Annotated in this window: 15 protein-coding genes and 1 pseudogene; 2 read left to right on the plus strand and 14 right to left on the minus strand. The window is 60.3% G+C overall.

All coding sequences use genetic code 11. The annotated features are described in order from the left end of the window. Window positions 1-178: 178 nt before the first annotated feature. From BLQ12_RS26940 to BLQ12_RS07920, 4 genes are all read right to left on the minus strand, one after another. The gene (locus BLQ12_RS26940; protein WP_139163903.1) at window positions 179-406 is read right to left on the minus strand and encodes a hypothetical protein; all 228 of its coding nucleotides are present in this window, start codon (window positions 404-406) and stop codon (window positions 179-181) included. Window positions 407-717: 311 nt separating this feature from the next. Further along, complete coding sequence (gene ilvN / locus BLQ12_RS07910) at window positions 718-993, minus strand: acetolactate synthase small subunit (protein ID WP_092209992.1); 276 nt, start codon at window positions 991-993, stop codon at window positions 718-720. Beyond that, entirely contained in the window at window positions 986-2,659 is a 1,674-nt protein-coding gene (gene ilvB, locus BLQ12_RS07915; protein ID WP_092209994.1) for a biosynthetic-type acetolactate synthase large subunit, read from the minus strand. Before ilvB ends, ilvN begins: the two co-directional genes overlap by 8 nt. 667 nt (window positions 2,660-3,326) lie before the next feature. Beyond that, window positions 3,327-4,202, minus strand: a complete 876-nt coding sequence (locus tag BLQ12_RS07920) for a radical SAM protein (protein WP_092209996.1) — start codon at window positions 4,200-4,202, stop codon at window positions 3,327-3,329. Window positions 4,203-4,518: 316 nt separating this feature from the next. Between BLQ12_RS07920 and BLQ12_RS07925 the strand changes: the two genes are divergently transcribed. Next, entirely contained in the window at window positions 4,519-5,730 is a 1,212-nt protein-coding gene (locus tag BLQ12_RS07925; RefSeq protein WP_092209998.1) for an MFS transporter, read from the plus strand. Window positions 5,731-5,738: 8 nt separating this feature from the next. After that, entirely contained in the window at window positions 5,739-6,677 is a 939-nt protein-coding gene (locus tag BLQ12_RS07930; protein ID WP_092210000.1) for an alpha/beta hydrolase, read from the plus strand. Between the two features lie 553 nt (window positions 6,678-7,230). Here the strand turns inward: BLQ12_RS07930 and BLQ12_RS07935 are convergent. From BLQ12_RS07935 to BLQ12_RS07985, 10 genes and pseudogenes are all read right to left on the minus strand, one after another. Further along, window positions 7,231-8,325 (minus strand): annotated as a pseudogene (locus tag BLQ12_RS07935) (hypothetical protein); the annotation flags it as partial. 12 nt (window positions 8,326-8,337) lie between these two features. Next, entirely contained in the window at window positions 8,338-9,711 is a 1,374-nt protein-coding gene (locus BLQ12_RS07940) for an ATP-binding protein (protein WP_092210004.1), read from the minus strand. 729 nt (window positions 9,712-10,440) lie between these two features. Beyond that, a complete protein-coding gene (locus tag BLQ12_RS07950; RefSeq protein WP_092210008.1) occupies window positions 10,441-10,917 on the minus strand; it encodes an eCIS core domain-containing protein in 477 nt (158 codons plus the stop codon). A 6-nt stretch (window positions 10,918-10,923) separates the two neighbouring features. After that, window positions 10,924-13,818 (minus strand): contractile injection system tape measure protein, encoded by a 2,895-nt coding sequence (locus tag BLQ12_RS07955; protein ID WP_092210010.1) that lies wholly within the window; start codon window positions 13,816-13,818, stop codon window positions 10,924-10,926. Between the two features lie 11 nt (window positions 13,819-13,829). Beyond that, entirely contained in the window at window positions 13,830-15,224 is a 1,395-nt protein-coding gene (locus tag BLQ12_RS07960) for a hypothetical protein (protein WP_139163904.1), read from the minus strand. A 71-nt stretch (window positions 15,225-15,295) separates the two neighbouring features. Continuing rightward, window positions 15,296-16,180: an NAD-dependent epimerase/dehydratase family protein gene (locus BLQ12_RS07965; RefSeq protein WP_092210013.1), complete on the minus strand. Its 885-nt coding sequence runs from the start codon at window positions 16,178-16,180 to the stop codon at window positions 15,296-15,298. A gap of 42 nt (window positions 16,181-16,222) precedes the next feature. Next, a complete protein-coding gene (locus tag BLQ12_RS07970; RefSeq protein ID WP_092210015.1) occupies window positions 16,223-16,849 on the minus strand; it encodes an HAD family hydrolase in 627 nt (208 codons plus the stop codon). A 59-nt stretch (window positions 16,850-16,908) separates the two neighbouring features. After that, window positions 16,909-17,853, minus strand: coding sequence for a phosphoglycerate dehydrogenase (locus tag BLQ12_RS07975; RefSeq protein ID WP_217640261.1), 945 nt, complete (start codon window positions 17,851-17,853; stop codon window positions 16,909-16,911). Further along, window positions 17,846-18,901: an ABC transporter substrate-binding protein gene (locus BLQ12_RS07980; protein ID WP_092210019.1), complete on the minus strand. Its 1,056-nt coding sequence runs from the start codon at window positions 18,899-18,901 to the stop codon at window positions 17,846-17,848. The genes BLQ12_RS07975 and BLQ12_RS07980 overlap by 8 nt, the downstream gene beginning before the upstream one ends. Next, window positions 18,898-20,808: an SLC13 family permease gene (locus tag BLQ12_RS07985; protein ID WP_092210020.1), complete on the minus strand. Its 1,911-nt coding sequence runs from the start codon at window positions 20,806-20,808 to the stop codon at window positions 18,898-18,900. Before BLQ12_RS07985 ends, BLQ12_RS07980 begins: the two co-directional genes overlap by 4 nt. Window positions 20,809-20,812: the final 4 nt, after the last annotated feature.

Consider the following 20,812-nt stretch of genomic DNA (forward strand, 5'->3'; position numbering starts at 1 on the left):
ATTGTATCAGCCACCTTCGCATTGACATCACCATCCGCATCATAAAACCCGGTAGTGTCTCATCATGACCATGGATTCCCGCCTTCGCGGGAAAGACGAGAGCGAGGCGGGAAAGACGAAAGCGAGGCGGGAATGACGAGGGCGAGGCGGGAATGACGAGGGCAGGATGGAAGAAACGCTACAGAGCATGATAGCCTTCGTCCCTCCTCGTCTTCCCCGGCTGACTGAGAAAATGGATTCGGTTGTGTCGTTTTACTGTTCGAAACTCGCCACCTTTTGTATCGCCAGGTGACCGGGGATCCATGCCCGGATTTACGTTTTCTTCCCATGCAATTTCGGCCAAGGGTAACTCGTGGTTTTTATGGACTTCGCCGAAACGATGATCAAGGCCGTTCTGTTCAATCATGGGTATCCGTGAATTCACGACTGTGGCTGAACCAACATGTTCTGAAGGGCCGCATTCCGGTGCGGCTTTTTTTGTGGTGGCGTCACTGTTCATGCCGCACAGGAGTGCGGCGCTCCATTCAAACGGGTTTATGCCGCGCCCCCTTCTCCGGGCGATGAAGCCGGCAGCTCATGCGCTTGCGACGTACGAGGCCCCCTTCACCCTTCACGCGAATGCGGACGCAAGGTGCCCTGAGTACCGACAGCTGCAAAGCATTCGCAATCCCGCTTTCAAGGTGGTACCCCCTTGCCGGCGGAGGCCTGTTTTTCGACCTACCCTGCCTTTGGATGCTGAAAACAGATGGGCATATCCCGGCCCTCTTCCACGGAGATCTCCCGAACGTCATAGAGTTTTTCCAGCTGCTTGATGATCTGGGGCAGCCTCTCATCCTTGTTGACCAGAAGCTGCATGCGGCTATCAGTGGTGCCGGTGAGACCCACCACGTAGACGCCGTCCAGGTTGTAGTTACGCCGGGCAAACAGGCCGGCAATCCGGGAGAGAACCCCAGGGTGGTTGGACACGGTGAGGGTCAATGTGCAATCAGTCATGGGTGGCTCCTTCCTCGATCATACGGGTGTTGGCGGCTCCCGGAGGAACCATGGGGTAGACATTGGCTTCCTGGGGGATGGTGATGTCCAGGAGGGCCGGGCCGCGGGAGTGGAGAAACTCTGCCAGGGCCCCGTCGGTACAGGCGGCAAGGGGCAGGCGGCGCCCCGGGATACCGAACCCCCGGGCGATGGCCGACAAATCCGGGTTCCGATCGTACTGTGAGGCCATGTAACGGGCCCCGTAGAACAGCTCCTGCTGCTGGCGGACCAGCCCCAGGGCCCCGTTGTTCAGGACGATTACTTTTACGTTGAGGTCCTGCTCGGCCAGGGTGGCCAGCTCCTGGATGTTCATCATGATGGAGCCGTCACCGGAAAAACAGATCACCGGGGAATCGGGGTTTGCAAGGGCGGCCCCGATGGCGGCGGGCAGGCCGAACCCCATGGTGCCCAGGCCCCCGGAGGTAAGGAGCCTGCCTGCCTCGTGATGGGGATAGTGCTGGGCCACCCACATCTGGTGCTGGCCCACGTCGGTTGCGACATACGCATCCCTTGCGGCAAGATGGCCGATCCGCCGGATCAGGGCCGGGGGCTTGGCGTCGTCCAAATCGCCTGCCGGGGTCGGGTGGGTCTCTTTCATAGAAGCAACTGAGGCGTCCCACGTCCGCCTGGCCCTTCCCTCCACCCTGGGCAACAGACCGGAAAGAATCTCCCCGGCGTCCCCCTGGATGCTGCAATCCGACGGCCTGAGTTTATCGATCTCTGCTTCGTCGATGTCCATGTGAATGATGCGGGCATGGGGGCAGAAAGCGGCGATGCGACCCGTGGCGCGGTCGTCGAACCGAACGCCCGCGGCAATGAGCAGGTCCGCCTGGTCCAGGATGAGGTTGGTGGCCCGCGCCCCGTGCATCCCCAGCATGCCCAGAGAGAGCGGGGAGTCGGCGGGCATGAGCCCCAGGCCCATCAAGGTGGTGACCACCGGGATCCCCGCCTTCTCGCACAGGGCCTTCACCCGGGCCCCGGCCCCGGAGTTGACGACGCCTCCGCCCGCATAGAACACGGGGCGCTCCGCCCCGTTGATCATCTCAGCTGCGGCAATCAGGACGTCCTCCCGGGGGGATGACGGGCACAGCTTTGTGCCCGTCTCCGGAAAGGTATCGATGTGAAGCATTTCCGTCTGAACGTCTTTGGGAATATCCACCCAGACCGGCCCGGGGCGACCGCTCATGGCAATGCGAAAGGCCTCGGGGATCACCTCAAGGAGTTCGCCTGCGCTGCGGACCAGAAAGTTGTGCTTGGTTATCGGCAGGCTCATGCCGAAGGTGTCCACCTCCTGGAACGCGTCGGTGCCCATGAGGCTCATGGGCGTCTGGCCGGAGATGGCAACCACGGGTACCGAATCCAGGTGAGCATCGGCAATGGCCGTAATGAGGTTGGTGACACCGGGGCCGGAGGTGGCGAAACACACAGCCGGAACGCCCGTGGATCGGGCCATGCCCTGGGCGATGAAGCCTGCCCCCTGTTCATGCCGGGCCAGGACATGCCGGATGGGGCTCTCCCGCAAGGCGTCGTACAGGGGAAGGTTGGTGCCGCCGGGGATCCCGGCAAGGCACTCAACACCCTGCCGTTCGAGAAGCTTGATAACGATTTCTGCTCCTGAATACTCCATGGTTCTCTCCTTTCCTTAAATGAAATCATGCGTGCGTTTCCGGCCGCCGTGCCGGATGCCAAAATCTATGCATAAAAAAACCCCGGTCGGTTGGTTCCGGCCGGGGTTGTGATCAGCGTTGCTCTGCGTCTCGTCTCACCCCGGCCTGCCCACGCAGACCACCACCACCACCACACACACCACGAGGGTGGTAATCGTCAGGGTGATATGGGGGGTTGAAATGGTCATCATCAAAAAGGTCCGTTGGGTTGAGTCGAGGTTGTTAAAGATATAAAAAAAGCCCGGTCGGTTGATCCGGCCGGGCTTTGTCTCAATCTATGGGAGCAAAGTCTCAGCCGGAGCACACCACCACATGCACCACCACACCCACCACGCGAACGTCGGCGTTTGAAGCGGTCATCTGAATGTTGTTAAGGCTGAGCACGTTTGGTGTCCTTATCATCATAAAAATAAAAGTTGGTTAACTTTGAAGGCATTCAAGGCATTTGTCAACTGTTTTTATAAATCAAACAATTCAGGTGAGTTTGCCGGGGTCACATCAACAAATCAACCCCATCCAGAGGGTCAACCATTGATCACAACGAAACATCCTACCCTGACCTCCCCCTATTGCCTATGACCTGTTTCCTATTCCCTACTCACTATTACCCATTCACTATTCACTGCTCTAAAGCCCCCTCGCCGCCTCACTCCGTAACGCCCCCGTATTTCTCGTTTCAAGGATCTCATTCACCGTTGCCAGCATCTTGGCCCTGTCCTTCTGCAGCTCCCCGCTCACCGGCAGGTAGTTGGAGGCGTGGGCTCCCACGAATTTCAGATGATCGATGGTGATATTCTCGAAGATGGTCTTCATCTCTTCCAGGGTCTCGAAAGGATCGGGCAACAGGTGCTCACCTTTTTCACAGGCATTGAAAAGCACGGTCCCCGGCACCGGGGTGTAGGTCAGAGCTGCGAGGTAGCGGGGATTCATGCGGTTGGTGATCTCGGCGGTTGCTTCGGCGTGTCGGCGTGCGGCCTCGCCGGTTCCGGCAATGCCCAGCAGCACCATGGAGGAGAGGTTGATGTCAGCCTGCACCAGGCGCTGACCGGCCTCAAGCATCTCATCTGCCGTCACCCCTTTTTTAACGGCGGCCAACACGGCATCATCCCCGGACTCCACCCCGAGGTAGGCCTTGGTCAGCCCGGCGTCCCGCAAAACCGAAAGATCGTCTCCCTTGGCCAGGGTGCTTTGGGGTCCCACGTAGCTGCCCACATGACGCAGGGAGGGAAAGGTTTTGTAAAGGGCTGAAAGAATCTCGAGGAGGGCATCGGTCTCCATGGCGATGGCGTCCCCGTCGCAGAGGAACACTTTCTCCAGGTCCCCGTAATGCGCCTTGGCCATGCGGATGTCTTCCATGATCTCGTCCATGGAACGCACCCGGTAGCGCTTGTCCTTGTACATCCCGCAAAAGGTGCACCTATTATGGGAGCACCCGACGGTGCACTGCAGCAAATAGCTGTTGGCTTCGCTGAACGGCCTGAAAATCTGTCCTTCGTATCGCATGGTGTCGCTCCTCAGGTGGGGTGAATATGCCACGAAACTATTTCATCCCTGAGGAAGGGAGACAAGTAAAAAAATGCGCCTCCGGCGACCCTGCCGGGGGCCAAACTTTCAGAAAGTTTGACAAACAGGTTTTGAAAGCTATTTCGTTTTTTTCGAGAGCCTTGGCTTCCCGGCACCTTCCGGAACAACGAGCAACCATCACAAGGCACACCAACAGCCTGAGACGCTTTACTTTTTCCATCAGCCCTGCTAACCGTAAACAGAACAATCACATTGTTCCCCCCGCCCCGTCATCCCAAACAGGATACCTGAATCCATGAAAAAAAAGATCGTCATCGAGACCATCATCTTCTTCACCTATGCGCTCTTTGCCATGTCCTGGGTGGCCGGATCCACCCTGACCCTGGATATCATGGGGCACTTCGGCATCGACACCATGGCCGACGCCACCTGGCTCAACAACGCCATCACCCTCTCAAAGATCGTGGGGAACCTTGCCGCGGCCTGGTTCCTGGTGAAACTCCGCCCCAAAAAAGCCTTTGCCCTGGCCTCGGTCCTCATCACGTGCGGCGTCATCGGTGCCTTTGCCCCTTCCTACACGGTGTATGTCGCCTCCCGGTTTGTCATGGGATTCGGCGGGGCCCTTGTGATCGTCTATTTCGCCCCCATCGTGGTCAGGTACTTCGGCCCGGAGGAGCGCCCCCTGGTCAACGGCATCAACGCAGCCGCCTTTAACACAGGCAACCTGCTTGCCCTGCTCTTTACCGGGGCGCTGGTTTCATGGCTCGGGACCTGGCAGAACGTCACCCTGGCCATCTCCGCGGTCAGTGGCCTGCTCCTTGTTATCTGGTGGGTGTTAAGCGAAGATTTCGACCTGGGAGGGCAAGGGACCGATAACACTGCAAAGAGCGCTGAGTACACCCTCAAGGAAGGGTTCCGGGAACCGGTGAACTGGTGGCTCCCGATTACGTACTCGGGGCTTCTGTTCTGCTACATCTCCATTTTTGCCCTCTTTCCCCTGATGCCTGATTTTGCTGCCAAGGCAACCCACCTGTCGGCCATCATGATCGCAGCGGGCATGGCCGGCACCGTCGCCGGGATCATCAGCGCGAACCGATACCCCTTGCGAATTCCCGTGATCCGGTTCAGCGGACTCTGCATGACCGCCTGCGCCGCGACCATGGTGCTCACCTCAAACCCGGGCATCGCCTACGCCACAGCCTTTCTGGCCGGTTTTTTCATGTTCCTTCCCATGCCCGCCCTCACCACCCTGCCCCAGGAACTCCCGGGCATGACTCCGGGACGCATCACCGTGGTGTTCAGCATGTTCTGGTCCATCTCTTACCTCATCGAAACCCTCTTGATGTACCTGGCCGGGGCCATGGCCGACGCCACAGGCAATATCTCCATCGCCGCATACTTTTCGGTGGCCTGTTCCTCGACATTTTTCCTGGCTTCGTTCTTCCTGCCTGAAACCGGTCGGCAAGAGGATCCATCTTCCACCCTAACCGCCGAAGAGGCCTCATAGGAGGACCCATGCGACGTGTATCCCCCAAACTGGAAGCCTGGCTGAAAACCTTCAACGCGCTCCTTGCCCACCTGCAGGCAACCGGCTTCAAGGCCACCCCCACCAACGCACGGGAAGGGCTGGCCAACCTCACCCGGGGGCTGGTCACCACCAGCCCCGAGGTCGCCTGGATCCAGGACGACTTCATCCACAGCCCCGCCTTCAAGATCCCCGTGCGCATCTATCATCCGGACCCGTCCCGGCCCCTTCCCGTCCTGGTCTTTTTCCACGGGGGCGGCCACATGGCAGGAAGCGTAACAGTGTACGACCCCATCTTCCGCAAAACGGCCCTTGCCACAAACCATGTGGTGGTGGCCCCGGACTACAGGCTTGCCCCGGAGTGCCCCTACCCTGCTGCCGTAAACGACGCGTACTACACCGTCAAAGGGGTATGGGGTGTGTTGGAGAGCCGGGGCCTGCCCTACGAACCCCGGCTCTCCATTGCAGGCGACAGCGGTGGTGGTGCGCTGTGCGCAACCGTCGCCCACCTGGCCCAGCATGATGCGGGGATAACCATCAGTCGCCAGGCCATGATCTATCCGAGCCTTGACTACACCATGGAGGGTGCCTCCATGGACGAAAATGCCGTGGGGTATCTTCTTGAAACGAAAAAAGTCCTCTGGTACTTCGACAACTACTTCCAGCACAGCGAAAACCGGAATGCCGCATCCCCCCTGCACATGGAAGTCACCGACAAGCTCCCGGAGACCCTTGTGATCACCGCGGAGTTCTGCCCCCTGCGGGACGAGGGAGCCGCCTATGTCCGCAAGGTCGAAGAAGCCGGGGTGGCCGCCGAGCAGCTCCATTTCCACGACATGATCCACACCTTCATGAACATGGAGGACCTGGTCCGTGAAGAGTGCGAGGCCGTCTACACCAAAATCGCAAATTTTCTCAACAGGACTTAGGGACGAAGAATAAAACAGACAAAAAAGCAAAAAATGCCTCCGGCGGCAAGGTGGGGGCACCTTGAAACCCTATGGCGAATGCATGGCGGCAGCCGTTACGCAAGCGTTCTCGGGGCATTCGCGTGATGTGTGGCATGTGGCAACCGTTTTTGCAGGAGAGGCCCATTTCATTCTTACCCTTCCCCCTCGTTCAGCGCTTTTTCCCACTGGATACCGAGGTGACGGCAGAGTTCCTGTATTTCATGTAGGTATCGAACACCGCCCTCTGCTGGTTGGCGTTGCGGTCCAGCCCCGAGATAATCTTGCTGGTGTCGACGAAGTACGCCCGGTGTGCGTTGCCGGTCCGCATGAGCCACCGGTACTCCAGCACGGTCTCGGGACGGGCGCACTCCACGCAGTGGTTCCAGTTCTCCTCGGCGGATTCGACGGTCCCTTGTGCCGCGGTGCCTTTTTTCACGGGACGATCCGGGGCTTTTTCAAGGGCATGGGCCAAAAAACAGTAGGCCATGCCCGCGCCGATCTGGTCGTCTTTGATCTGCACATCAAGGGCAATGGCCTTTTTGAGGTACCTCTTTGCCGCCTCGTAATCCTCTGACTCCAGAAGGGCCCATCCGAGGTTTCTATTAAACTGGTACTCCAGGTTGAGGTTCCGTGGATCCAGGGCCTCCACCCTCTGGAGGCCCAGCATCAGAAAGGACTGGGCAAGGCGGGGGTCCCGAGCCTGGGTAATGGGGTTCATGCGGTTGATCAAAAGACGCCCCAGGTTGTTGATCCCCGCCAGGTCTCCTGCGCGCACGCCCTGATAGTAGTGATCACCGGCGCTCTCCTGCATGCCGATGGATTCGTAGATCCTCCCGAGCTCCGAGTCAAAGGAGGCCTCCTGGGGATCAAGTTCCAGGCCCCTCATAAAGGCGGTCTCCGCGTTGTTCAGGTCCCCTTGCCCGTAAGCTCGCCGCCCCGCCTCATCGTAATGATTTTTCAAATACGAGCTCGTGCTCATCACGCCCACAAGAAGAATAACCGCCAGCACAAACACCACCTCGCTCTGGAACCGCGTCGGGACCTTCAGGCTCTCCAGGATGGTTGTCACCTTCTCGCGGCCGGAGGCGGTCAAGGTCCCCTGGCTGATGGCGGCAAGGCCGCCCACCTGGGCAATGGTGGAAAAGGTGGAGGCAACCGTCACATCCCCCACGGACAGTGCCTTCACAATGGTCACCACGTGGCTGGCCCCAAGGCCGATGACCAGCATGGTGAGAAAATTCCACACCCAGTCGTACCGGTCCCAGGGAGACATGTCCGGCGTCATGTGCCACCACCAGGCGTCTGTTTCAGGACCGCACTGCTCACGCCACCTGTCCAGCTGGATCACCGCATTGACCAGGTTCGCGTTCTTCCTGAGCCAGCGGTCCAGGGACTTGATCCTGCCGTCCGCGCGGATGAACCAGGCCGCCGCCTCTTCATCATTGACATCAAAAGCGCTGTAGGCTTCGTGGATGGCGTCCCGGGTAAAAAGCACCTCCAGGACCACCTGCTTCTCCTCCGCCGTGTAACTCGCCTTGTCCACGGCCAGGCTCTGCATCTCCGTCAGGCCGTCCTGAAGGCGGTTAAACAGTTCCGAAACCTGGGTAATTTTTTCCGATTCCGTCATTTTCACCTCCTGTTATCCGGTCTTGCCTTCTTTTAAGAGCTCTTTCCGTATCCCCTTTTCAAAATCCCGCATGAACACATGCTGCCGCCCCTCAAGGAGAGCCTGGATCACGCCGAAACGAATCACGTTGACAATGGAGCCCCCGGTGAGGGCATGGGCCTCGGCCATGGATGCCACGTCCACGTCACCTGCAAGGCGCGATACCCCATGCAGGGCACGGGCCCAGATCATCCGGCGCTGCTCGGCATCGGGGACGGGAAAATAGATCGCCGATTGAAACCGCCTGAAAAACGCTTCGTCCAGATTGGCCTTCATGTTGGTGGCCAGGATCACGACCCCCGGAAAATCCTCGATGCGCTGCAGAAGGTAAGCGGTCTCCTGATTTGCGTGGCGGTCGTTGGAGCTGCTGGCCTGGGTGCGCTTGCCGAAAAGGGCATCGGCTTCGTCAAAAAACAGGATCCAGTTCCGGTGCTCGGCCTGGTCGAACACACCGGCCAGGTTCTTCTCCGTCTCCCCGATGTACTTGGAGATCATCATGGACAGGTCGATGCGGTACACATCCACCCCGCAGGCCTCGCCGATCAACGATGCGGTAAGGGTCTTTCCCGTGCCCGGTGGCCCGTGAAACAGGGCCCGGTACCCGGGCTTGAGCACCCGGGACAGGCCCCAGGGCCCCATGATCTCTTCCCCGAAGCGCCCCCACCCCACAATGTGATCGATCTCTTCCATCACCTCGGAAGACAGGACAAGGTCCTCCCAGGTAAGGGGCGTGGTGAGCCGCCTGGCGGGAAACCCGGCACCATACTCCGGACGGTGAACCCCACCCGAGGTGACCCGGTGTAAAAACGCCTCGGAGAGCCGGAGGGACCGGCTCCAGACAGGCTCCCCTGCCTCCCGGCCTTCCAGGCTCAACACCCCGCTGCGTGCAAAGGGATGATCCTCCCCGAAAAGGGGCAAAAGGGCCAGTCGCGCCCCAAGATCATCCCCGGCCACGAGAAAGGCCGCGGTCTCCCCCGTGGGCAAAAAGCCCCCGTGGCGGTTTCCCGTCACCCCCCCAAACTCGGTAAACCCTCTGTCGATGTTCTTGTTCTGGATAAAAAAGGTGTCCAGAACCTGGGGCCGGATATGGGGGGCAAGGGCCAGCACAAGCACCAGCCGCTCCCGGGCATCCAGTTCCAGCCCGCACACCACCTCGGCAAAGGGGGACGGATCCCCGGAAAGATCCGGCGGCGCGTGATCGGCGATGCCCCTGGCCTCGCACTCATGGCCGAAGTACAGCGCAATCCGGGTCTCAAGGACCCGCTCAAACCAGGCGAGCTCCTGCTCAAGGGCAGAGGTGTTGGGCCCCGGGGACGAAGACTGGGGCTCTGTTGGGAGAGGTATCATGGAAGGGTATGTTTCGCGTTGCCTCTATGGCCAACGTGGGGGGAACCACAGAGGCACAGATGGCCCAGAGAAAAGGCTGGGCCCTGGTCATCGTTTGGGCCACCAGGGTGTTATTGATGACACCGTTCCAAAAAGCCGACAGCCCGTAGGGTGCACTCTGTGCACCATGTCCGGGTCACCCAAGGTTTCGATTTTACCGAGGCGCTCGGGACATGACGGGTTTTGATTTTGGTGCACGGAGTGCAGTGCACCCTGCGTCTATGGTCAACGTGGGGAGAGAAAAAACGGCCTCCGGCGGCAAGGTGTGCCACCTTGAAAGCAGGTTGCGAAAGCCCTCCCCCTTCGTTCCTCAGGGTGAGGGCTTTCGCGAAGGTTCCCATAAAATTGAGTCCGGGTCACCCGAGGCTTTGATTTTGCGGAGGCGTTCGGGGCATGACGGGTTTTGATTCTGCTTAGGAGTGTCGGGTGCAAGGCTCTGCCTTGCCTATACGCTTAATAGCCTCGTGGGTGGAACACCTCGCAGGTTCCGATAACATCACACATGGAGGCAGAGCCTCCTGAATGCATTCCCAGGCGGAGCCTGGGAACGAGCACAAAGATCCCACACCGGTGACCACAGGCGAAGCCTGTCAGCGAATGCAACAACCCGAGGAACGAGGGTTGGAGCATTCGCAACCTGGGGTCAAGGGGCTCAGCCCCTTGCCGCCGGAGGCTGCTTTTCAACCCACCTTACACCGAACCCGAGGCCCGTTTCCCCAGGGCATCGGCTTCGGCTTCCAGGCCCGGGTTGTCGTTCACCGGCATGCCCGACACCTCGCAGGTGGGGGAGACCCGGCCTTCCCGCTGCTGCACCACATGGGCCAGCTCGTGGCCGAGGAGCGCGCGTCCCGAGGTGGTGTCGGGCCTGAACTGGCCCGGTGCAAAATGGATCTCATGGCCCTGGGTAAAGGCCTGGGCTCCCAGGGCCGGGGCCTTTGATGACGAGGGATGCACGGTGACGTTGGAAAAATCCGACTGAAAGGACCGTTGCATCCCCTCTTTCACGTTGTCCGGCATGCCGGTGGTGTTTTTGGCCTGGGCCACAAGGGCGCCGCACCGCCGCTGCACCGCATCGGGGGTGTCACGGGACACGGGGTACCGGGCATTGGAGACGCTGGAAAGGGACGGTGCCCCCTCTCTGTCGGAACGCACGTCGGCTATTTTCATCACGCATTACCTCCAGTTGACGTAGAGGACCTGTTTCATCCAGGGATGTTTGATGGGCGTAAGCCCCCAGGGCAGGCGGTCCAGAAGGACATCCCAGCCCCTGGGCTCCACGGTCAGATGCCAGGCGCCATCCTTAAGGATCAAATCGCCGCTGCGGGCGAGAAACGACTCCCGAAGGCCGTCGGGGGTGGTGTTTTTCAATGCCGTCCAGTGGGCTGTGACGGCGCGAAGCATCTCTTCGGCCAGGTTGGTCTCTTCTTCCACCAGAGTCATGTGTCCAAGATAGAGACCTTCCGAGGCGATACCGCAGAGCAACCTGTTGAGGGCCATGGGGGAATCCGGCGTTTCTACAATTTTATGGGATATGTAGTGAAGCAGGAGAACGGCCCTGTCCGCGTGGGACCGGTCTTTAAACCGGCCGTTTTCAACATAGCCCAACCGGGAAAAAAGGGTGGGAAGGTAAGGGGACAGAATCACGAGGCCTGCGCTGTCCACCCGGCAGATTTCCTCCACGGGCTCGTCGTCATCCCAGGGGAGACTGGCGCCATGGGCATCCTTTTCATCGGCATCACAGGCCAAATCGCCTCTTTCCGGTACATCAGGCAGGACCTCCTGACCCGGCACGCCAGGGGGTGATACCGCCGACGAAGCGCCCCGGTCACCTGCAGCGCCCTTTCCGTACAACACATCATGGATGGCTGTTGCCACCGGCAGCAGGGTACCAGAGGCTCCGGGCCGGACCGTTACGGCCAACCGGTCGAGGAGCTCCCCGGCCTGGCCACGGCTGCCGTTGCGCCCCATCCATCCCAAAAGGCTACGCAGGAAAAGGCTCGGCGTCATGGGCCTTCCCGAAGGGCTCGCTGCCAGTTGAAAGGCCCACGCCCGGATGCGGTGCTTCCATGCTCCGAGGCCTGACCCCGTGCCAGCCGAGTCAATAACCCCCAGCACCGCATCCAGCATCGACGACACCCCTGTTCTCCACGACGGAGCAAGCAGATGGAGCACCCGGACAGAGTCAGGGACAGGCAGGGCCCCTGCCAGGCGAAGGGCAACGTGCCGGGAGGTCAACCTGCCCGCCAGAACGCCCTTCATGAGCGCCCCGTTGGCGGCAAGGCCCCGTTGGATCTCCCGGACGCACAGGGCCGCTTCTTTGGGGCCGGGCGGTTCAGCGGCGTCAAGGAAGCGTATCAACCGGACCATGCCGGGCTTGCCCTCAACCGATGGCCCGCCTTCTGAAGAAAAAACCTCGGGTGAATCCGGACCGGACAACGCTTTGGAAGGCACACCTCCGGGTTCCTCTGCCAAAGACGCCTCCACCGTTGAAGAGGCCTCTTTCCCTTGTGGGGAAAGGACCTCGCCCCGCCTGGCTCCACGCGCCTTTCCGTCGGTGCCGGAGCGGCTTTCCCGTTGATGTTCCTCCAGCCACAGTTCATCCAGCAGGGCAAGATCGTCCTGCTCTCGTTTGCCACCGCCCGTTGCGTAAACGCCCCTGAAGGCATCCAGAAGGGTTGCGTAGGCCATGTTGTACCGGGACGCCATGCCTGAGATCAGGTGCTGGAGATACCGTTTGAAATTAAACCGGCTTTTTCTCTCCACCAGAAGAAAGGCAAGGCTCAGTTCCCAGAGCTGGCGGGAAAAGACCTCGCCGCCCTGGACCTCGGGGCTGCGCTGCTGAAGAACGGTGCCATGGGAGATGCAATGGTTGACAAAGCGTCCGGCGGCGGCCTCATCGGGTCCCAGGGACGCCACCAGGCTTTCGAGCTGATCGTGGGAAAGCGCCTTCACCATGGCCGAGCGGGCATCGGCTCTGCGGCCTTCCCTTAACACCATCTCGCGGATATCGGCGTCCCCCCGGATCAGCCTGCGCATCACCTCGTCCACATCGGCCACAGAACCCCTCCCTTCCAGAACCCGTTCAAGGACACCCGGGAACCCAAGAACCTCATCAGCCCCATCATCCGGGGCCCCGGCCCTTTTTTCGTCTGCCACCATCGTTTCACGGACCAAGGCACCGAAGATCTCCCGCATCTGCTGGCCCGCGATCCCCGGGACATGGAGAAAAATGGTCTGAAAGGCAAGGAGAAGCCTGCGTGCATCCACATTTTCATGGGAGGCGATGCGCGAGATCAGGTGGGACACATATTGTTTCCGTTCAAACCGCCCCTTTCCCTCCACCAGAAGGTAGCCGAGGGTGAACTCCCACAGCAGCCGCTCAAACCCGTCCGCATCCCCGGACACAGGTGCCGTGTGCTTGAGCAGGATTCTGTTTTCAGCGGTTTTTGCCACAAAGCCCCCCACAAAACCTCCGTGCTCCGGGCAGAGCAGCATGGCGCTCTGTTTCAAAAGAGCCCTGCCCAGGTAGTGGGCCCCATGGCGGGGGACATTCCTGTCATGGGCATAAAAGAAAAACATGTGCCTCACCACCCAGGGAAATTCCGGCCACAGCTCCGCCACCCGAGACATGTTTCGCCCGCCCCGCCCGAAGACCAGGACCTTTTTCAACACCCGTCTGAACACCGCCTCCCGCCCGTCACCACCGGTGCGGGGTCGGGAGGCCTTCATCTTGCGGATCACGGCATCGGCACCGTAAGCAAAGGCTTCGGGGGGCAGGGGCCGGAGCTTCCGGACATGGTCGATCAGCATCCGGGTCAACTGGGTTTCAAACCGCCTGGGGATAAGCTCTGCCGCTTCGGTTGCCGTCACCTCACCCAGGTCCATGACAAGCGCGGGAATCAAGAGATCCCCCGACGGCCAGTCAAACCCTTCCAATACAGATTCCAACACGGGAAGGACCCGCTCCCGGAGAAGAGCCACCAGGGCCGTTTCCACGGCCTGTCCCTCCGGGCCGAAGGTGAGGGCCACCTCAAACCTGGCCCTGCGCACAAGAAAGGATCGGGTCATGACACCTGCCTTCAAGGAAACCCGGCACGCTGCCGGATTCTCAACCAGATAAGCACAAACACCACACACGCCGTTGCCAGAATCACCGCCGCCGTTTCATTGGTCCAGTTGTTCTCCGTGGGATTCACGGCCTCATAGAGCCAGACAAGCCCTGCAAACAGGAACCCGGCTCCGATCACGACATAGTAGAACCGCTCCAGAAGGTTGCACACAGGCCAGAACCAGCAGGCAAGGCCAGCCAGGGCAAGCAACCCCAGCCCAAGGGCCCAGGCCGCCCCTTTGATCAGGTACCGCTTGGAGCAGAGGGCATTGCCCACCCCCGATTTCCACACAATCTCCGCAAAAAAATCGCCCTGATCCTCAAGCCTTGCCCTGTTGTACTCAAGGAACACAGAGGCAGTCTCCTCGGTCAGCTCCATGGCCAGCCCGCCGAATCCCAGGACCCTCGCCACGTCCATGGGATCGGCCCCATCTTTTTTATGGAGGGTCTTGTACCGCTCGTAGGACATCACATGATACATTTTGGACCGGTTTCCCTCCTTCAAAGAGACCAGGGGCGAATAGTACTGCCAGAGGGCTTCGTTGAGTTTCGGCGCGGTCATGTTCTTCATCAGCACGGCCATATCCAGCAGGATCACGTCGACCTCGGCCAGTAACTTTTCCAGATAGCTGTAAAGGACGCTGTCCTCTTTGGCATCTTGGCAGTCTGTCAGGCACAGGTTGATGCGTAACCCCTGCCCCTTATACGTCTCCATCTTCTTCAATTTATAGATGAGGTCCATGACCCGCTGCCGGGGAAGCACATGGCGCTCCTCCGCCTTTCCCTCGGAATCCGTTGCGGTGACGTTGAAATAATCTCCGATGTAGGCCATGGGAAACCGGAGCAGCACGCCGTCGCACCCCGCTCCCCTGGCATACAGATCGATCTCTTCTGCAAGGTTGGCGATGGAAAAGGCGTTGGCCTCCTCCACCCAGGCGCCCTCTCCCGCTTTCAACCACCCGGGTCCCTCTTTTCCTTTCTCGCCCCCTTCGCCCTCCTTGGCCACCGCCTCGCCGCCATCGGCCTGTGCCTTTGGTTCACTTCGGAGGCCCAGGTCGATGACGAGGTCCACCCCGGTGCCATAGGCCCTCACCACCCCGACCATCTCGCGCAGCTCTGTCCCGTCCCTGCCCAGGTACCCGAACACACTGGGCACCGCCCCTTCGGAGACACCGATGCGACTCCAACCCTGGAGGTTCACCACCAGGCCCTTTCCCTGCTGCATGTCGAACAGCCCGTAGGTCTTCTTGTAGTCATCGGTATCCGGCGGGCACCCGCACCCTTCGGCAGGTGTAATCCCGGCTGCCGCCCCTTCTGCCTGTGCATGGCAGAGGTATCCCGACAGCAACAGCACGACAAACATCAAACCGACCATCCAGCCCCAAAGCGGCCATGGGCCGAACAAAGGCCTCCGGGGGCACGGTGTGTCCATGGACATCACGGCATATCCTCCGATGCACGCCCGCCAAATTCATAAAGCATCTCCAGCAACCCCTGCCCCAGGTCATGGTAATGACGTGGAGCGACCTTCACCGCCTTTTCCGGTTTGTATGCGTAAGGCGTCAGCCGGTAATGGCCGGAGGATTGCCGTGGGCGGTATTCAATGGTTAAATCATCGTTTAAGATCTCCCGGATGATGTGGGTCAGGTGCTCCAGACGAACCGATTCGGTACCGGTCATGATCACATGCCGGTTCCCGGGGCCCTCTTCTATAAACCCGACACAGGCCTCGGCCAGATCGAACACATGGATGTACTCCCGGACCTCGTCGGGGGTCCCGTAACAGGTGAGCTTCTTCTCACGGCAGGCCTGGCGCACCATGGTTCCGATGGAATTAAAGGCATTGGCCCGTGGCCCGTACGGGGTCCCGATGCGCAGGATGGTGTAGTCCACGCCAAAGGCCCTGGCATACTCCTCGATCAATTTCTCACAGGCCTGTTTGGACACCCTGTAGAAACTCCCCAGCCCGGAATAGACATACATGGAGCTGGCAAAGACAAGACGCCTGACCTTTGATGCGGCACAGGCCTCCAGGATCGAACAGGTCCCCATGACATTGGCCTGCATGGTCTCCCAGGGGTGGCTTGCCGATGTGGCGATGTCTGCAAGGCCGGCAAAATGAAACACCGCTGCGGCCCCTGCCACAACCTCCCGCACCGCCTCCCTGTCCAGAAGATTCCCCAGCACCATGGCCTGGGTCTCCTTCAGGTAAGGGGACGCCTTCCGGTCAAAGATCACGACATCGTATCCCCTGGCGCTCAGTTCATCCGCCACATGACTTCCGATGAACCCGGAACCGCCGAAAACAATCGCTTTATCCATGGTGGGAAGACTCCTTTGGGTCAAAGGTGACCTGATAAACCATCAGGGGATGGAGACAACCGCGGAAACGGGTGTATCCGGGGGAAAGGGAGAGGCCTGGCCCTGGGGCACAATGCCCAGGAAGCAGGTATCGGTTGCCGTGGCCGCATGGTAATCGGTCATGGCATCTCCGATCATGAGGCAGGCGGAGGGTGCCAGGCGATAACGGGCCTGGAGGCCCCGGAGGAGGACGTGCTTCGGTAAGGGGGAGCCATGAACCTCCATGAACCAGTGCACAAGGCCCCTTGCCTCCACAATGTCCCTTACCTCCTCACAGGGGGTGCCGGAGACCACAAAGGCCGGGACCCGCTTCCAGTGCAGTATGGCAAGGCTTTCAAGGGCACCCGGAATCAGTGGGGCGGTGAGGACCCCCTGCCGCACCATCTGTGAAAACTCCCTGCCCAACCGGGCAAGCTCGTCCTCCCCCACGGCTTTGTGGAGCAGCTCCTCGTAGTAATACCTGAACTTGACAAATCGAGAGACACCGCCGTGGGCAAGGTGGTGCGCCACCACCTGCGCCTCGATCTCCGGGCCGAACCCGCGGAACATCCTGGCAAAGGCCTCGGTCTTCACCGGCACCGAGTCCACAATCACGCCGTCAAAATCAAAGAACACCCCCTGCCATGCCATGCATTCTCCTTTAGCCCGGATATTTCATGAAAAAACGATCACTTCGTGAAATATCCGGGTCAGGTGCGGCCCAGCAGATCAAGAAGCCCATCCACGGCCTCTTTCTCCATCATCACCCGGCCCTCCTTGGCGTAGGAGCCGATATGGGCGGTAAGCAGCACCGTCTCCAGCCCGATCAGCACCCCCTTGTAGGGCTCCTCTTCAAAGGTATCCAGGGCGGCGCCGCCCAGGGTCCCGGATTCCAGGGCATGATGCAGGGCCGCCTCGTCCACCAGGCCGCCCCGGGAGGCGTTGATGAGAAACGCCCCCTTTTTCATGGCGCTCAGCCCCTCGCCGTTGATGAGGTGACGGGTCTCCGGGGTGTACGGCACATGGATCGTCACGATATCCGATGCCGCGAGCAATTCGTCCATGGGCACCTGCCGACACGGATGCGGCAGAGACGACAGGCAGCGCGGGTCGCTGACCATCACCCGGCACCGAAACGGCCCCAGCAGAGCCTGAACGCAGGCCCCCACCCGGCCGTACCCGATGATGCCCACGGTTTTGCCGGAAAGGAGCCCGCCCATGTGGCGATCCCATCCCCCGCAACGAATGCGGGAGTCCACGCGGTGAATGCCCCGTAAAAGGGAGAGCATCATCCCCAGGGTGAGTTCAGCCACCGGAACCACCGGGGCGTCCGGTGTGGTAAGAACCGAAATCCCCAGCCGGGCGGCGGTATCCAGGGCCACGGAGTCCAGGCCGATGCCGCACCGGGAGATCACCTTGAGGCCTCCGGCGCCTTCCAGCACTTTCCCGGTAAGGGGTTCCACCCCGGCGACGATCCCCACCGGGGCGTGCTCGCGGATAAGAACGGACACCTCCCTTTCCGTGAGCCGTCGCCCGAAGGGGTTGCGCACCACCTCAAAGCCTGAACGTGTCAACCGGTCCAGGGGGGTGGTGTCATGGGTGCCAAAGGAGGAGGTGGTGATCAGGATGGTGGGCATGGTGCCTTCTCTATTCATAGAAATTGTCCGTGGCCCGGGCAAAAGACTCGTAAATGGTGGGAATGGGAAGATTCCGTTCGTCCATGGCCGATTTTTTCACGGAGATCAGAAACTGCCGGGTTCGCCTGACCTCCATGTCCCCTGCCCTTTCTCCCCTTGCAACGGCAAGGGCCATGGCCCCTGCCACCTCTCCCTGCTCGTACCCCGAGGTAAACACCGAGATCATCCCGCCGTCGGCCACATTAACAAGGGACATCCCCAGAATGGGGATCTCCGAGTTCGTCTCCGTCCACCCCATGATCTCCGAAGGGGAGACGGGTTCCTTTTCCCCCGAGGGCAGGAGAAACTCCCGGTAATCGCTGACAAGGATCATGTCCGCGTAGCCGTTGGCATCCCTCACCGCGCGCTTCCACCCGGCAAAATTCTTCACCCGCACAGGAGGGCACCAGGTCAGAGGCGCCCATTGAAAAGCGCCAAGTTCGGAGAGTTCGGCGGTCACCGAATCCGAGGCATCGCAGACAAACACCACCTTCGGGTGGTCCCCACCGGCCGTCTTCTCCCGGTACCCCTTGGCCCGGGCAACCATCAGCAAGGTCTCCCGGATGGCCGAAAGGGGCTTTCGCTCCAGGATCCCGGTGACGTTGTCCGCCGTGTCATACCCATAGACCCGGGTCTCTCCGTTCACCCCGCAAAAGACAATCTGCACATCCCGATCGTTTAGATAGCGACGCCCCACAAGCTGCTGGCCCAGGTCATCTGAAATAACCAGCACATCCGGCTTCCACTTCCGGATGGTGCGGTTTGCCGTGGAGGCGGCGGTTCGCTTGAAATCCTCATCCGTGTGGTTTTTCAGGTCCATGTAGTGGTGCCGCAGGGCGATGTCGTGGTGCCCGTCAAACACGCGCCGGATCCCTTCATTGATCTGGACCACCCAGGGGTAATCCGTGTGGTAGCTGTGGAGGATGAGAATCCTCGGTTTCTGGGCTTTCTGAGAAACAATCAGGATGGTCACCAGCACCACCACCCCGGCCTTCAGCCATACGGAGACGTTCTTTTTGATATTCATATGATATCCAGGTACCTCCAGAAAGGCAGCGACGCATAGATGGCAAGCACGCGCCCCATGATCATGAGGATGTTAAACAGAAAAATCCGCCCCTCGTCGTAGAGCCCGTCAAACCCCTTGAGCCCGAGAATATCCTTGAGCTGGATAAAGTACCCGCACTGATAGGAAAAGAGGTAGGCCTCGGCCATGGTCAGAATAATGAACCCCACGATCCAGGGAGAGACCCCCGAGACATCAGCCAGGGGAAACAGAGCCGTGACAAACAGGATCACCGTGATGGGCTCGGGCAGAAACAGGCGCACCAGCACGATGATCAGGCACAACAGCCCGATGAACATGGGCAGGCTGGTTCGCATGTACTCGCCGAGCCAGTCCAGGTGCTTGGCCACCAGCGTGTCCAGCCCGGTGAGGGACATCACCGGAAGCCAGGCGATGATGGCCCCCACAAAGAGCAGGGTGGACCAGTCGATGTGGGACCGGATCTCACGTTTCCCCACCCCCCCGAACAGAATCAGCACGGTGAGGATGGACAGAGCCACCCAGGGGATATCCACCTTATGAACCGACGAAAAGAGAATCCCCAGGATGAGCACCCCCACGGAGATGGCGGCGGTCCACTCCATGGACGACAGGGGCCCCAAAACCTTCAACTGTTCGGAGACAATGGCCCTGGGGATCCTGAACTGCCGGGAATCCCTGAACACCACCCAGGAGGTACCGAAAAACAGAATCAGCATGAGAAGCCCGGTAAACGATGCGGCAACCAGCCAGTTCATCCACTGAAAGGCAAACTGGGTCTGGTAGTCAAACAGGCCGAGAACAATGAGGTTGGCGGGCTTGCCCGTAAGAAACACCGAGGCCATGAGCCCTATTCCCCCCAGTGTGCTGTTCACGAAATGCGCCCCGAGGACATCCTTTTCCTGCGGGTCCGACGCCCCCATAAGGTCCACCAGAAAAGGAGACAAAATGGCCATACGGGCCCCTTGGGAAGGCACAACGGGCGTTAAGAACAGCCCGCTTGAGAAAAGGCAGATGCTGTACCAGAACGACGAGGACGGCACCAGGCTGAGCACCATAAGGGAGAGGCGAAACGTCAGGCCCGACACCACCATCACCGCCCCCACCCCGAAGACGCTCAAGAGCATGAAAAAACTCCCCGATGCAAACCCGGAGACCGCCACATCCGGCGGCACGATATCAAGGAGAATCACCATGATCACCACAAACAGCGGCGGGGCGAAGGCAGGCACGAGTTGAAACACCCACAGGACGACGGCCGAGGCGATAATGGCCAGATAAAAAACGGTGTTCTTTTCCAGGCCGAGGCGAGACGCCCCGAGCCAGCACCCCAGGGCCACCAGCAGGGTGGCGCACCACCCCACCATCTCCCTCACCGGAAATGGCGCCGCATCCTCTGTTGCACCTGATACGCTGCCCGGAGCCGGCGGCTCGGATGCCACGCAGGACTCCCGCCTTGCATAGGAGGCAAAAAACAGGTTCTTGATCTCCGGGTGTGCATCGGCCAGCTGCCGGATATCCTGGGTGGGGATCTCAATGACGGACGAGGGCTCCAGGGCAACGGCCGTGACCTTGTACCCCCGGGCCCCCAGCACCGCCTCCTGGCCAAGATAGCCCCCCGATGCCAAGGGGTCCCGGCGCCACAGGCAGACCTCGCCGACCTCTTCCCCGGACAGGGAAAAGGCGCCGTCCCGCACGAGAAACACCGTGTCTGCGGGCTCCCCTTCCTTGAAGAGCGCCTCTCCTTTTTCAATGCGGCGCTCCCCCACGTGCATCAGCATGTGGGCCAGATCGCTTGCCGGGGCACGGCTCAAAATCGCATCGCACAAGAGAGTATCCGAAAGAGACGGGTACCCTCCGCGTTCACCTGAGTGGGTCGGTTCCTGCATGGCG

This window comes from Desulfoluna spongiiphila, from assembly GCF_900101345.1.
GTDB classification, from domain to species: Bacteria; Desulfobacterota; Desulfobacteria; order Desulfobacterales; family Desulfolunaceae; genus Desulfoluna; species Desulfoluna spongiiphila.